16 protein-coding genes and 2 pseudogenes are annotated in these 13,825 nt (G+C 40.5%); 10 read left to right on the top strand and 8 right to left on the bottom strand.

Annotated features, from left to right (window positions below):
* Position 1: 1 nt before the first annotated feature.
* The 7 genes and pseudogenes from rfbA to RB151_RS04540 all read right to left on the bottom strand — a co-directional run bounded on the left by rfbA (position 2) and on the right by RB151_RS04540 (position 5,672).
* Entirely contained in the window at positions 2–868 is an 867-nt protein-coding gene (gene rfbA / locus RB151_RS04570) for a glucose-1-phosphate thymidylyltransferase RfbA (protein WP_071547786.1), read from the bottom strand.
* Positions 869–870: 2 nt separating this feature from the next.
* Complete coding sequence (gene rfbB, locus RB151_RS04565; protein ID WP_071547785.1) at positions 871–1,929, bottom strand: dTDP-glucose 4,6-dehydratase; 1,059 nt, start codon at positions 1,927–1,929, stop codon at positions 871–873.
* Positions 1,930–2,293: 364 nt separating this feature from the next.
* A pseudogene (tssK, locus tag RB151_RS23570) lies at positions 2,294–2,497 on the bottom strand (type VI secretion system baseplate subunit TssK); the annotation flags it as partial.
* 667 nt (positions 2,498–3,164) lie between these two features.
* Positions 3,165–3,446, bottom strand: a complete 282-nt coding sequence (locus tag RB151_RS04555; protein ID WP_423810733.1) for a hypothetical protein — start codon at positions 3,444–3,446, stop codon at positions 3,165–3,167.
* A gap of 158 nt (positions 3,447–3,604) precedes the next feature.
* Positions 3,605–4,006: a putative zinc ribbon protein gene (locus RB151_RS24585; protein WP_423810735.1), complete on the bottom strand. Its 402-nt coding sequence runs from the start codon at positions 4,004–4,006 to the stop codon at positions 3,605–3,607.
* Between the two features lie 275 nt (positions 4,007–4,281).
* A complete protein-coding gene (locus tag RB151_RS04545; RefSeq protein WP_071547783.1) occupies positions 4,282–4,518 on the bottom strand; it encodes a helix-turn-helix transcriptional regulator in 237 nt (78 codons plus the stop codon).
* A gap of 113 nt (positions 4,519–4,631) precedes the next feature.
* Positions 4,632–5,672 (bottom strand): YagK/YfjJ domain-containing protein, encoded by a 1,041-nt coding sequence (locus RB151_RS04540; RefSeq protein WP_071547782.1) that lies wholly within the window; start codon positions 5,670–5,672, stop codon positions 4,632–4,634.
* Positions 5,673–6,496: 824 nt separating this feature from the next.
* Here RB151_RS04540 and RB151_RS04535 point away from each other — a divergent pair.
* From RB151_RS04535 to RB151_RS04490, 10 genes are all read left to right on the top strand, one after another.
* Entirely contained in the window at positions 6,497–7,474 is a 978-nt protein-coding gene (locus tag RB151_RS04535) for a hypothetical protein (RefSeq protein WP_071547781.1), read from the top strand.
* Positions 7,475–7,742: 268 nt separating this feature from the next.
* A complete protein-coding gene (locus tag RB151_RS04530) occupies positions 7,743–8,471 on the top strand; it encodes a DUF3944 domain-containing protein (protein WP_071547780.1) in 729 nt (242 codons plus the stop codon).
* Between the two features lie 56 nt (positions 8,472–8,527).
* Positions 8,528–9,205, top strand: a complete 678-nt coding sequence (locus RB151_RS04525; protein WP_071547779.1) for a helix-turn-helix transcriptional regulator — start codon at positions 8,528–8,530, stop codon at positions 9,203–9,205.
* Positions 9,206–9,214: 9 nt separating this feature from the next.
* Positions 9,215–10,264 (top strand): hypothetical protein, encoded by a 1,050-nt coding sequence (locus tag RB151_RS04520; RefSeq protein WP_071547778.1) that lies wholly within the window; start codon positions 9,215–9,217, stop codon positions 10,262–10,264.
* A 57-nt stretch (positions 10,265–10,321) separates the two neighbouring features.
* Positions 10,322–10,540, top strand: a complete 219-nt coding sequence (locus tag RB151_RS04515) for a hypothetical protein (RefSeq protein ID WP_071547777.1) — start codon at positions 10,322–10,324, stop codon at positions 10,538–10,540.
* An 89-nt stretch (positions 10,541–10,629) separates the two neighbouring features.
* Positions 10,630–11,046, top strand: a complete 417-nt coding sequence (locus RB151_RS04510) for an antirestriction protein (protein ID WP_071547776.1) — start codon at positions 10,630–10,632, stop codon at positions 11,044–11,046.
* A gap of 240 nt (positions 11,047–11,286) precedes the next feature.
* Entirely contained in the window at positions 11,287–11,721 is a 435-nt protein-coding gene (locus RB151_RS04505; protein ID WP_071547775.1) for an antirestriction protein, read from the top strand.
* A gap of 95 nt (positions 11,722–11,816) precedes the next feature.
* Positions 11,817–12,638, top strand: coding sequence for a DUF932 domain-containing protein (locus tag RB151_RS04500; RefSeq protein WP_071547774.1), 822 nt, complete (start codon positions 11,817–11,819; stop codon positions 12,636–12,638).
* Between the two features lie 17 nt (positions 12,639–12,655).
* Positions 12,656–13,138: a JAB domain-containing protein gene (locus RB151_RS04495; RefSeq protein WP_094301198.1), complete on the top strand. Its 483-nt coding sequence runs from the start codon at positions 12,656–12,658 to the stop codon at positions 13,136–13,138.
* Between the two features lie 8 nt (positions 13,139–13,146).
* Positions 13,147–13,368 (top strand): DUF987 family protein, encoded by a 222-nt coding sequence (locus RB151_RS04490; RefSeq protein ID WP_071547772.1) that lies wholly within the window; start codon positions 13,147–13,149, stop codon positions 13,366–13,368.
* A 116-nt stretch (positions 13,369–13,484) separates the two neighbouring features.
* Here RB151_RS04490 and RB151_RS04485 read toward each other — a convergent pair.
* A pseudogene (locus RB151_RS04485) lies at positions 13,485–13,628 on the bottom strand (IS1 family transposase); the annotation flags it as partial.
* Positions 13,629–13,825: the final 197 nt, after the last annotated feature.

The raw sequence follows: 13,825 nt of genomic DNA, 5'->3' as shown, positions 1-13,825 counted from the left end.
ATTATTTCCCTATAAGATTAATCAAATACTCGCCGTAACTATTTTTTCTACATTTGTTTGCTGTTTCTAACACTTGTTCTGCTGTTAACCATTGCTGGCGATAAGCTATTTCTTCTAAACAAGCGATTTTAAAACCTTGGCGTTTTTCTATGGTTTCCACAAAACTAGATGCCTCAAGCAAACTATCGTGTGTTCCCGTATCTAGCCAAGCAAAACCTCGACCTAACAATTCAACCTTAAGGTTCTTATTTTTTAGGTAAATTTGGTTTACAGTGGTGATTTCAAGTTCGCCACGATCAGATGGCCGGATATTTTTTGCGATCTCAATAACATCGTTATCATAAAAATATAAACCAGTAACTGCATACTTTGATTTTGGTTTTAGAGGTTTTTCTTCTATAGAGACAGCATTAAAATCAGCATCTAATTCTACAACACCAAATCTTTCAGGGTCTTGAACTTCATAACCAAATATTGTCGCTCCTGTTTGCGAGCTAGCAGCTTTTAGTAGTTTTGGCGAGAAACCTTGCCCCCAAAAAATATTATCCCCCAGAACCAAACACACACTATCCGAACCAATAAACTCTTCGCCGATAATAAAAGCTTGCGCTAAACCTTCAGGTTTTGGTTGTATTGCATATTGTAATGAAATACCAAACTGAGAACCGTCACCTAATAAGCGTTCGAAGCTGCTTTGATCTTCAGGTGTTGTAATAATAAGTATTTCACGGATCCCTGCTAACATAAGTACTGATAGCGGATAATAAATCATAGGTTTATCGTAAATAGGTAGTAACTGTTTAGATACTCCCATGGTTATTGGATATAACCTTGTACCAGAACCACCCGCTAAAATAATACCTTTCACTTTTAAGCCCCTAGTCTTTCTCTATTATATTTATTATTTTGAACTGATTCACACCATTCTGAGTTCTTTAAATACCATTCAACCGTTTTACGTAGACCCGTTTCAAATGTTTCGTCCGGTACCCAGCTCAGTTCATTTTTAATCTTTGTAGCATCAATGGCATAACGTAAGTCGTGACCTGGCCTATCAGTCACATAAGTAATTAGATCACTATAATTCTCAATATTATTCGGTTTGTTTGGTACGAGTTCTTCAAGGATGCTACAAATTGTTTTTACCACATCAATGTTGGCTTTTTCATTATGACCGCCAATATTGTAGGTTTCACCAATCTTACCTTCAGTAACGACTTTATAGAGTGCTCGTGCATGGTCTTCTACATATAACCAATCTCTGATCTGTTGTCCGTTACCGTAAACAGGCAGAGCTTTTCCTTCTAATGCATTTAAGATGATTAAAGGGATCAGTTTTTCAGGGTAGTGGAATGGACCATAGTTATTAGAGCAGTTTGTTACGATGGTTGGTAAACCATAGGTACGTTGCCACGCTCTGACTAAATGATCACTAGACGCTTTTGACGCAGAGTAAGGGCTACTTGGCGCATATGGTGTTGTTTCAGTGAAAAGATCTGTTGTTGATTCAAGGTCGCCATAAACTTCATCAGTGGATATATGGTGAAAGCGGAAGGCGGCTTTTTTATCTGTTGGGAGTTGATTCCAATATTGGCGCGCGGCTTCTAATAATGTGTAAGTACCAATGATATTGGTTTGGATAAACTCACTTGGGCCATCAATAGAACGGTCAACATGTGATTCGGCTGCTAAGTGCATTATGGCATCGGGTTGATGTTGCTTAAATATATCCGTAATTAATTTTGCATCACAAATATCTGCTTGAATAAATGTATAGCGATTATTTTCACAAACAGAGTTAAGCGACTCTAAATTTCCTGCATAAGTTAGTTTATCGACATTAATAATAGCGTCATTGGTATTATTAATAATATGACGAACAACCGCAGAACCAATAAAGCCTGCACCACCAGTAACTAATATTTTCATCTTGGAATAATAAGTCGTATTTTGATTATGAAAAACAGAGTGCTAAAAGTAGTTAGCTCATGATTTTGGCACGCTACCGCCCCGGGCTTACAGCTACCTGTTCACTGATAATTCTTAATTTACTCAACTAATTTTGGCTATTATACACAAATAAGCTCGAGTGAGATAGTTGTTAACTAAACTATCTATAAATAAGATATACTTACAGATAAATCTTACTGTGATCCCCTCCCCCCACTTTAGTCCGCACCCTTTTGATATTTCATTATTTTCAGCAAACGGCTGATATAGGTTGGCCTCTTAGATCTCCAAAAAGTTGATATCACTTTAATTAGTGGTTATTGAAATGGCATAGTTAATTTGACAACCACGCCCGTAATTGATGAACTTGCAAGCGACCTGACGATAAAAGTGATTCATCCAGTTCAACTTTTTCCACTCCCTAGGTAAAAGGAGAAGATAAACCGGAAACACCTTGATTTGTAAATACCTCCCACTAAGCTTGTTGTTGAAATTGTTGCGGAGAGAACAATGCGCCTTCATTCCATAATGGGCGGTAAATTTTCATTCAATGATCCTTTCATTTAAGCAAAAGCAATTGGCATTCTGCCCCTTTTTTCCTAAACAACACAGAAGTAAGGTGCTGTATTCAAATTTAGAAAGTAAAGCATTATTGATATTTTGATATGCTACCGCCCTTAGCCGTAAACCAAGGCTCATAAGGTAAAACGGTAAATTATTCGAAAGCAAATCCGTCCTCAGAGACCATTAAAAAGACAACGAAAAACTCGCTTTCACATCAAACAATAATAAGTAACTTATCTCAAATAAATGGTTTTAATTATAGGTAAAGTGAGACAATCCAACAATATTTTTTATCTATTTAAATAAATATGAATACTCATATATAGAGTTATGCCCCCTGTCAATAATAGATAAAAGGTGGGTATTACGCAACTCAGGGGCATCTCAGTGGATTCATCACCCTCGACGACAGCATGACTTAAGCCTCAGAGGACGGTTGTACATATAGCAGTGACATCAGTTTGCCTGATTGATTGCCATCCGCAAGGTAATTACATAAGTGTCTGGAAATATAGGGTCAAATACAGTCTGAAGTGAACGCATAACGTTATCAGATATGAGATTTATCATGAGAAAGAACATCAGCATATCTTACATAGCAGTACATTAATGATATTATTCATGTTGCTCTCCAAATTGCTTTACCATGCTTATCGGCTGAACAACACATATTCATCCATGATAGCTGTTAATCCCCAATTTTCGGCTTGCCTATCAATCACCCATTCTACGAGTTGTTCTTTGGATTTCAACTTAAGTGTATGGTTCCAATCGTCTAACTGTGCCCCTAACAGCAAATCATACCAACATAACCAGACCAATTTCGGGCGTATTTCCGGATCATTAAATTGCTGAAATAAACTGATTAACTTGTTAGCAAAAGCGTGCTGTTTAAGACGCACACATTCACTGAGCAGTATACCTTCCAGCATAGGGTGGTAGCGTAACAGCCGTTCCTCGATATGAAAATTCTGCCTTAACTCCTCTTCTTCGGTGAGCTTATCAGGGTAGGCTTAATTTTGGTGGCAGTACCGTGGTCACATTTAGCGAAAGCGTGATTGATTAACCTAACACCATGAGCATTAAAAGGTCATAATGGAAACGATTTTTCTGTTTTAGGCTGATGTTCCTCTGTTACATTCTGGGCAGGAATACACCAAATCCCCTCATGGCACTTCGGGCAACATTTTTGATTACTTGTAAAATACTCACGACACTGCACGCAAAACCAATCCGTGATCTTTAATATTGGTGAAACTGATCGAACCTGTGTGCTCAGTCGTGCCTTGTCTTCTAAGTTCTTGATCTTACTGATGACCCGCGGACAATGCTCTGCGCTCTGAGGATCAGAATGGGTAAACCATGACTCCGTTGGCGTCTTGTGCAGTGTGACGGGCTCACCGCAGTGAGCACAGTAATAGTTTTCTCGTGAATAACTCGGTTCTTGGGTGGCTCCCACGAAACGATTGTTCTGCGTTAAGGCTAGCGACATTTTGACTTCGTGTAATTTAAGCATGGTTGTGCTCCTTCTGTAAAATTTAAACTAAACGTTCTGAGTACCCAACATTCAGGATCCACACTCGGCAACCCACCTTGAAACTTAGAAGACCACTGAGCTGTGCCTGCATGCGTATCGAGCCAGGTTCGTATGTTTAGGGCGTAGCTTTGCCTAGAGCGCATTCAATCGCACCAGGTGTGGTTGAAATTGAGTTGGTGGGTAATGGGTGGGTATGCTATGGAAAATGCACGGCGACTCGCTCTAGCGCCTTAGGATTCAAGAGTTGTGTTGGCTCCTCTCGATTCATCAATGCGTGCTTGTAACCACTGTACGACTTCACTTTTTAACCAGCGCGACATGCGACCAAACTTGATGGGTTTGGGGAACTCACCCTCTTGGATTAATTTGTAGAACCACTTATCCGTTAACCCCGTTAGTGCGGTGATAAATTTCATGTCAATAAATTGGTCATCAAGTAATGCAATATTTTCAGTTTGCGTGCTCATGGTAAAACTCCTGTTTTTAATGTGTGTAAAAAGCAGGAGCGATATCGAAAAATGGGATGTGGATATCACTCCACATCATTAACCGGATGTGTAAAAAATAACTTGGTTGCTAACTACTGGCGTTTTCTTGGTTTGATTTCACCTCGCCAAAAGGTGCGTTTAAGTTCAGGCACAGCCAGACGGACCCATGCATCGGCTTTACATAAATACCTTACCGCATTGAACAATCCTTTCTTACTCCCCGCATCAGCACGTTTTAGTAAGCCAATCCCCAGTTCACGATACTTTTCTTTTTGGTAATTACAGTTAAAGTACAGGCCTGCCCACTCTGTAATACGTTCTTGCCAGAGTTCACCAATGAGTTTACCCAGCGTGATGTCCTGCCTCACTTTCTGACCGTTAAAGAAAAACAAAGCGTGGTAATGGAAGCCTTTTTCCATACCGAATTCCAATTTCAAGATATACCCGACGCAGCATGAAAAGAGTGGGTTGCTATTAATGGCTTTGTACAGGGCTTGGCGATGCTGGCGAAGGTGATGAGCTTTGACTCTGTGACAAATACCACTTTTGTAAGACAGATCTACTCGTACAACTAACAGTTTGGAGTAACGTTGGTACAACGAGTCAATGTACTGCTGAGCCCGTCTGTAGTTCCTCTGAGCGCCTTGCTCGAAGGTATGAACTTGCTTTTTGTAGTCAGGGCTCTTCAATGTGCTTTGAAACTCACGGAAGACTTCATTAAGCCACTGAACGTGTTCAGGGGTATCCACCAACCAGTATTTATCTTTGTCTATCAGAATGTCGCTTAGGCGGTATTTGTTAACAAGAGAGACCAAGAGCACAAGAGTGGGATGCAAGCGCTGTATTTGCGATATTTTCATTGATTGAATGTAACGGGTGAACTTGAGCGTTTCTAAAAAGAGCTCACCTTTGGGAGATGTCGAGGTGAGTTTTAAGCGTGGGTTATTAGGCGACAAAGGAATGCCTTTATATAAATCTAATTTATGAGTTAGATGTTTTGAAAGGTGTTTAATATTACCCATGAGTAGAGACACCAGCTCACGCAGTGAGTGGTCTCGAGTGAGCGTTAAACAGTCATGTTCAAACGTGGTTGAGAGAACAACTTGATTTAAGTGAAGTGCACAATTTGTCATTTTAGTTACCTGCGATCGAATAAAGGTTCGTATCATCAGGCAGAGAAGTTATTTTTAATTTTTAATGGGTATCAGTCCTAATCTCTAATGAAAAGTAAGGGCCGATAATGATAACGAGTCAGTCGCTTAACAAGATTAGTATTTTACGGTGCTCCTTAATCAGTATTTTCAGATAATGAGGAAGCCGTATGTAAAGGTGATTACTGTCAGTAGAACTCTAATTACCCGTTGTTGATATGATTTGTGTTATTTATTAAATACGAGCATCTATTTACCGCTTAATGTAAAAATAGGGTTCAGTAATCACTATTTGAATACGTTATTATTCTAGCGGAGTAATTGGTTTAAAGACTGTACAATAAGAGTAAGCAGTGTATACTTAGTAGACAATTAATCGTAAGCATTGTGTTTGCTACTATAATGAAAAACGTAGTGTATAATTATAAGGTGATAAATTGAGTATTATCATAGTTAATATAGTTATAATATAATAATAAACAATCCTAGTTTTGATATGGTTGCTTTTAGGTCAATTAAATACAAAAGCATACCCTATACATAAAATAACACTACAATGGCTTAGTCAGTAGAATTGAAAAGTTAGTCCTTTTTTCAAGCGAAAATTCACGTTATTTCTCGCGATAACAGGCTCCTTTTTATCCATTCAATGATAAATCACCGCCTTTTTTCACTACATCCCTACAACAAATAACCTTCCCTTTTTCATCTTTTTTGTACTGATATGCCTACAACGTCACATAAAAAAAATAAAAATAGATTCATAATAAACGCACATACACTACGACGTAGAAGGCAGATTTTAGATGGTCATTCAATCATACATCAACAACTTAATAAAAAATAAAAATGGAATAAAGGCACTTTTCTTTATTAGAGTTTTGCTCGGAAATAGATATCTTGAGCATCTGAATACACCCGGTTTAGATGTAAATAACTTCACAATAATTAAAGATACGTTAAATTATCTTCTCGAAAGAAGAGATTATCGAGATGAGGAATATCTTTTCTCAGCAATGGATGTAACGGAGAGGAATGTATTACCGGAGTCTGATTTCTCTTGGTTTTTTAATGACGAAAATGCATGCGCTTTTATTTGGGGAGTGTTATTTAATAGTGGTGATAATTCGGGATTTTATCGTCGATATGCTTTCGATATTGATAGAGCGGCATCAGGATTTTATTTATCCAAATATAATGATGATGTCCCAAGAAATTGGTTTGAATTACTTCGCATTGAACCTGTTCAATTATCACATATAGATAGATTCAAAGCGATTACCTATTTTTTTAATTGCGCGGTTTTTCAGCGCAATACAAAAAAAATGCTGATGGACGAAATTAAGGCGCAATGGAATGAGGAGTCTCAAAATGTCAAAGAGATGACTTGGTTAAGCGATGGAGGAAGAGATGCGGCTATTTGGACATGGGAATACTTAAAAAAATATAATGATAAAGAAAGAGCTGAGCGTAGTTACGGGGGGATTAATACTCTTGAATTATTTAATCCAAGTGGTGAAGGGGAATTACCCTTAGTTATTTATGCCGTACTGCGCTCTTGGCATTTTAGACACCATAGTGAGAGAAAAATGTTGTTATTGGATATGAAAAAAGCGTGGAGACAACGTGCATATCGTAAAGGACGAAACAATATAAAAATATTAAATTGTGAGTTGGATATTGATGTAAAAAATCACTTGGATGAGTTGGCCCAAGCCTACAATAAGTCCATTGTTGATATGGTTACGGAGCTGATTGAGAAAGAATATCACGGTCGCAAATGATGAGCATAATAGACTAGTTATTTAGAATTTCCTCATGGTTGGTTTATCCCAGTCTTTTAAGTTGGTGTTAACTCAAGAAAATTTCAAATATACAGTACTGTTATGACATATGAAATAGCATACATATCAAAATGATATAACTCTTTTGTGACACACCCTGTCATTTCCCTTCATTTTTCCTCCGAAAAAAAGTCAAATAGCCGGACATAACCTGTCCGGTGAGGTTGTTATCGTGGTGTTCTCTTTTTCAAGCTAAGGAATAACACCGATGGCAACTTACCGATTAGATACCGATTTAGCGTTCTTACGTGAATGCAGTAATGAAGAACTGGGCTTACTTGTATCCGTCCTGACTCACGACAGTAAAGATGGACAAAAGCGCTGGACTGAAACCTTGACCAGCTCACCTGAATATCAACTCTACCACCCTGAACACCAACAATATTGGATGTCGATTGCGGCTGAGCTGCAAGCCTTTGGGGCTAACAGCTTGATGAGTCTCGTTCGAGGTAATAAAGGCGTGTTGTACCGTGAAATTTTACAAGATGTCTGTGACCACCTTGATGTCAATTATCCAAAGGAGGGTAATACCGAAACCTTGGAATTAAATTTGTTATTGAAAGTATTAGAAAAAAGCTTAAATGAGCTGACCACAGAAGAGCTACAAACCTTCTCTCGTGATATGCAACTTAACCTCACCAACCCCACGCCACAATTGATTTTGATTGCGGTTCAAGCGGCTATCCGTACCTCAGGCATTGCTGCTCTGGAAGTGGCCACACTCTCAGCCATTGGTGTGATTAATGCGCTCGGCGGGGTTGCCACCATTGGTACACTCTTTGCCGCACACCGAGCACTTTCCTTGATTGCTGGGCCGATTGGTCTTGCCGTGAGCTCGGCATGGCTTGTCGCTGACTTAGCGGGACCCGCTTATCGCGTCACCGTCCCCGCCTGCATCATTGTGGCGTACTTACGACAAAAAGCCTTATCGCAATAAGGCCCACCACTCCCATTTTATCCGCTTGCCGGAGCTATTTTAATAAGGACAACATCATGTCGACATCTGTGTCTCGCCATGACCGGCTTGCGTCTCGGTTGGCGTTTATTATCAGTCAATTATTTCGAGGAGAAACCGTTTATTTATCCGAGCTGTCAGAAGAGCTCAATGTCTCGACTCGTACCCTACGGCGTGACTTTAATGAGCGCCTTCAATATCTGGACTTGGAATATCACCAAGGTGGCTATCGATTGGCAGCATCACAGCGTCCCTTTCGTACCGATAAGGACATATTGCGCTTTGCCGCCATTACGCATGTCACCTCACTGTTTCCGGCTTTAGACAGGAAGCTGCTGACGGTTCTGCTCGACCCGACGATTGATTCACCGTTCATTGTCTACCATACACCACCTAAGCAGCGTCCTTCGCTGTTTGGGGGATTTTATGTCCTCACACAAGCTATTGTGAAACGGCGTTTACTGCAATTTACCCACCAAGGAAAAAGCATCACGAACGTCGCCCCGTATAAGTTGATTTATTACCACGGTCATTGGTATCTCGCCGCTGATATCGCGCAGCACATTCATGTCTTTGATGTGATCGCCTTGCAAGACGTGGTCATGACGGCGCGGGGCTTTCGTTATCGTGAAGACCTCAACCAACGGTTATGTGAAGAGGCGTTTATTCAAGCCTTGCCCCATTACCAATATATTCAATCACTCGTTAAATTATAAGGTATTAAGATGAAAACTATTTTTTATACCGTCTGCATCAGCAGCGCACTCTTGCTGGGATGTGATGATGCAACCTCAACGACTGCTAAGACTGTTTCCCAAGACATTTTGCGTGTTCAAGGATTGATTTATGATTACGACCGCAGTGTCACACTCGGTGGGGTACTCAACCATCGTAAAGATTGTGTTTCGCCAACATGGGAAACCTTAACGGATGAACAAGAAAGGCCCTTGGTGGTCTATAAGTGTCAGTTAGCTAAAGGGGCATTACAAAACGCCATTAACCACGATTTAAATAACTGGTATCAAACGGCAATAGACGGTATGACTAAATTCATACCGCGCTTTGCCAATGCGGAAACACCGAAAACAGATTCAACCCTTGAGGAGCAGAGACTTACACAGGTTTTACAGCTCATCACAACACTGTCCCAACATGACTGGTCATTGCTCAAAGGCAATGTTGACCAGCCCTATGCAATGACGACACCGATTGCATTTAATGCCGGTTATACTCCGTCAGAGGAAGCCGAGCGCCAGCTTAAAGCGTGGAATACGTTAACGGAGACATTGAATGACCACGCCCCTGATGTTGGCCTGTATTTATTACCGTGGTTAAACCAAACGGAAAATGTCGAGGCAATGCTCCGGAAAAAGGTCTCTGAGCTTCAGCAACACAATGCCAATGCGTTAACACAATTTAGACACCAGCAAAATGAAGCCATTCAAATCACGGAGCAATACATCACAGACCTAAAACGTGCACAACAAAATGCACACGACTGGTCAATCACCCAAGTTTTTATTTGGAGCCTCGTTAACCCTGAAAAGCCTGTTCTAACGCATGTTCTGTATAACCTAGAGGATAAACAAGGGCAGGAGGATTTTACCCCTATGATGGAAAAAACATTGAGCCGTTTAGCAAGAACAGATGCCGTCGCATGGGCGTATCAAGGTAAACTTGAAACCCCTCAAATTATTAACGGAATAGCAAAAGCGTTATTTTACTACCAAACACAATCCTTTCAAAAACCGGATATCGCCCGATATCAATACTGAGTTTTCACACACTATTCGGCGTTCATATTCAATGAACGCCTGACTAAAGGGTAATCTATGTCCATTTTTAAACTTATCGCCACCTCTGTGAGTGTTGTGACACTGGTGTCTATCACCTACTACACCCAGAAGACGGTCAATGAACAACTTGCGCTTGAAGGCAAGTATTCCGACACGGAAATTCAAGCGGCTCGACTTGGGGCGACGCTTGCTTGCACAACCTTATTGGGGGGAGCCATTGAACGACTACTCAACGGGCTATTTAGTGACCACTAAAACTCAACTATTTCAATGTAGATTCAACATAACGGCAGACCAATCGGTCTGCCTTTTTTATTTCGTAACATCCACAAAAGGGCTTTTTTATGACACTTAAACCCATCATCTCAACACCCGCTTCCAACCGCCAGCGCACGCATTTTTGGCAAACTCATTTTGGCAACGTTAAAGGCTTTTCAACCTTTGAAGTGGTGATTTTTACTACCATGGGCCAGTTTTGTGAGGACTACCACGGCGGGTATTGGGAATATTGCACTTTATCTAATGGCGGCGCTTTTATTTATCCCGATTTGAATCAAGAGGAGCTTACGCTATTCAATCAGCATAACGGCAATGAGGCTAACGTTAGCTGTGAAGCGGCAGGCATTGCTGTGTGTTTGATGATGTACAGTTTATGGTCATTTCAAACGGAAAGTGACATCCTCGTCGATCGCTTTTATCAATTGCGTGATTATGCGGCGCAACACCCAGAACGTTCCGCCATTTTCCATCTAATCGATTAACCACGTCCTTATTTACGCCTTCGTATTATCTGATTCATTATAAAAGCATCATCAGACTAACCCATTAATTAACTTACATTTATTTTTATATCTATATTATTTTAGTGAATCAATCATCAGAATGCGTCACTAAAAATGATACTCAATATACCTATCATTTCGAGAAAGCTCTGCACCGCAAGGTGTAGGGCTTTTTTGTTTATTACTGTCTATCAATATCGACTGAATTGGAGTTCTATTATGTTTACTTTACAAGAGCAAGAATCAACGGTTATCAAAACCAACCTCGTCAATTCCCGTGGTCGTAGTACCTTCTGGCGTTTTTACTTTGGTACTGTGCCAGACTGGCAACGTATTGAAGGCGATATCTTTAACATGATGGCGAAGCTTTGTCATCGCTATCAAGATGCTTTCTGGGAGTTCAGTATGCTGTCTAATGGCGGCGCATTTATCTGGCCTGATATGCTCGAAACCTCCCTGCAAATGTTTAACCCGCATAACGGAAATGAAGCTGAGTTAAGCCCTGAAGCAGCCGGTATCGCAGTTTGTCTAATGGTGTATAGCATCTGGTCGTTTAAAACCGAGAGTTCTGTGCTGGTAGAGTATTTTTACCAACTTCGTGACTATGCAATGCAACATCCCGAGCAAGCACAAATCTTTCGCCTTATAGACTGATTTATCAGTCACGGTTTTATCTTTCCCCCACCAGCAATCTTCATTTAATCCATTTATCGAATGATTTATCAGTTTAATTATTGAGGAGAACCCCTATGTCTCGTTTAGCTTCCCGTTTTGGCAATGCTTACTCTATTCGTCGTGACCGCCCGCTAACTACCGAAGAGTTATTTCGCACAGTACCTAGCGTATTTTCAGAAGAAAAACACGAATCCAGAAGTGAACGTTATACTTACATCCCTACGATTACCTTATTGGATAGTCTTCAAAAAGAAGGCTTCTATCCGTTCTTTGCTTGCCAAACGCGTGTGCGAGATGACAGCCGTCGAGATCATACTAAGCATCTGTTACGGCTGAGACGCCATGACCAAATTACGGGCAGCCTAGTGCCTGAAATCATCTTACTCAATAGTCATGATGGCTCATCGAGTTATCAGATGTTACCGGGGATGTTCCGATTCGTTTGTCAGAATGGCTTAATTTGCGGACAAACCTTTGGTGAGGTGCGTGTACCGCACAAGGGCGATGTGGTGGAAAAAGTGATTGAAGGGGCTTATGAAGTGTTAGGGCTATTTAAACGCATGGATGAGCAACGTGATGCCATGCAGTCCCTATTATTACCGCCACCAGCCCAACACATCTTTGCTCAATCTGCTCTCACATATCGTTATGGTGAAGCGCATCAACCTGTGACCGAAGCGCAAGTATTACAGCCACGCCGTGTAGAAGATAAGAAGGACGATCTTTGGACGGTGTACCAACGTTTGCAAGAAAATTTAATTAAAGGGGGATTATCAGGCAGAAATGCGAAAGGTAAACGCGCTCGCACGCGTTCAGTGAATGGGATTGATGGTGATGTGAAGCTTAACCGAGCCTTGTGGGTGATGGCTGAAAATATGCTTCAACTAGCCTCGTAATGATGGAGATATTAACGATGGAGAGTATCAATACTTATACGAATACCTTAACACTGCTTCCTAATGAACAACGTACTATCAAACGTGCGTTGACCATACTGGATAAGTATCTGCGTGAACCGGGTATTGCTTTTACATCAACGCAAAATGTGAGGGATTGGTTACAGCTAAAAATGTCAGCATTAGAGCGTGAAGCGTTTATTGTGCTCTACTTGAATCAACAAAATCAGTTGATAAACAGTGAAACCCTGTTTGCTGGCTCGATTAGCAGCACACAGGTTTATCCTCGTGAAGTCGTCAAACGAGTACTTCATTTTAATGCTGCTGCCGTTATCTTTGCACACAATCATCCGTCAGGCGATATCACACCAAGCCAAGCGGATAAATCTATCACGCAACAATTAATAAAAGCATTGCAGCTAATTGAAGTTCGAGTACTTGACCATCTGATCATCGGTGGTCAGCAAATCTTCTCTTTCGCTGAGCATGGCTTAGTATGAGGTGAACCATGAATATCATCCGTAAATCCGCAGCAATGAAGATCCATCAGCAACATTTAGGCTCTCGCCTTGCTCGTTATTGTGGGGGAAAGTATAAATGGGTTGGTAATAGCGAGCATTATATTGGTAAGGAGGTGCCAGATTGTCGTGGCGTGTTAGCTGTTTATGTTGAACGTTGCCAAGACAGAGATGGCCCTTATGCGTGTGTCATGTGTGTGACATTGAATTGAATAAGTACTGATCACTTTGAGTTTATCCTATATTGGATGGATAAATTAAGCCTACTTCCACTTTGATTACTATTTTTATAAAAAATGGGTCACGTATCCAAAGGGTTGATGGCATTTCAAACGTAATACTCTCGCTCAATGAAAGTCCCAATGATCTTGTCATGCATGCCAGATGATTTTGAATACCCTAACGTCTTGCGATTAAGTCGTTTCAATCGGTTACGCAACGTCAGATTTTCACGCTCAATTCGCTGGAGAAAAAAGACTGGATTCAATGGCACATATCAAACCGTTGGATCTTAACTGAATTAGGCATTGAGGAATTAAACAAAAATGACACAATAAGACATCATTAAACATGTCAAATTGGCAATACCATGATTCATACTAGAAACAATTAACATGAACATGATCCCCATTAAATGTATACTTAAAAAGGATTCGAATACGTTATAAT

The organism is Providencia rettgeri, assembly GCF_001874625.1.
GTDB lineage: Bacteria > Pseudomonadota > Gammaproteobacteria > Enterobacterales > Enterobacteriaceae > Providencia > Providencia huashanensis.
The sequence above is the reverse complement of the archived record's forward strand: the minus strand, read 5'-3'. Positions and strand labels throughout refer to the sequence as shown.

Coding starts and splice junctions, on each gene's coding strand:
- rfbB (WP_071547785.1), bottom strand. CDS start 1,929: ATGAAAATATTAGTTACTGGTGGTGCAGGCTTTATTGGTTCTGCGGTT.
- RB151_RS04555 (WP_423810733.1), bottom strand. CDS start 3,446: ATGCTGGAAGGTATACTGCTCAGTGAATGTGTGCGTCTTAAACAGCAC.
- RB151_RS24585 (WP_423810735.1), bottom strand. CDS start 4,006: ATGTCGCTAGCCTTAACGCAGAACAATCGTTTCGTGGGAGCCACCCAA.
- RB151_RS04545 (WP_071547783.1), bottom strand. CDS start 4,518: ATGAGCACGCAAACTGAAAATATTGCATTACTTGATGACCAATTTATT.
- RB151_RS04540 (WP_071547782.1), bottom strand. CDS start 5,672: ATGACAAATTGTGCACTTCACTTAAATCAAGTTGTTCTCTCAACCACG.
- RB151_RS04535 (WP_071547781.1), top strand. CDS start 6,497: ATGGTCATTCAATCATACATCAACAACTTAATAAAAAATAAAAATGGA.
- RB151_RS04530 (WP_071547780.1), top strand. CDS start 7,743: ATGGCAACTTACCGATTAGATACCGATTTAGCGTTCTTACGTGAATGC.
- RB151_RS04525 (WP_071547779.1), top strand. CDS start 8,528: ATGTCGACATCTGTGTCTCGCCATGACCGGCTTGCGTCTCGGTTGGCG.
- RB151_RS04520 (WP_071547778.1), top strand. CDS start 9,215: ATGAAAACTATTTTTTATACCGTCTGCATCAGCAGCGCACTCTTGCTG.
- RB151_RS04515 (WP_071547777.1), top strand. CDS start 10,322: ATGTCCATTTTTAAACTTATCGCCACCTCTGTGAGTGTTGTGACACTG.
- RB151_RS04510 (WP_071547776.1), top strand. CDS start 10,630: ATGACACTTAAACCCATCATCTCAACACCCGCTTCCAACCGCCAGCGC.
- RB151_RS04505 (WP_071547775.1), top strand. CDS start 11,287: ATGTTTACTTTACAAGAGCAAGAATCAACGGTTATCAAAACCAACCTC.
- RB151_RS04500 (WP_071547774.1), top strand. CDS start 11,817: ATGTCTCGTTTAGCTTCCCGTTTTGGCAATGCTTACTCTATTCGTCGT.
- RB151_RS04495 (WP_094301198.1), top strand. CDS start 12,656: ATGGAGAGTATCAATACTTATACGAATACCTTAACACTGCTTCCTAAT.
- RB151_RS04490 (WP_071547772.1), top strand. CDS start 13,147: ATGAATATCATCCGTAAATCCGCAGCAATGAAGATCCATCAGCAACAT.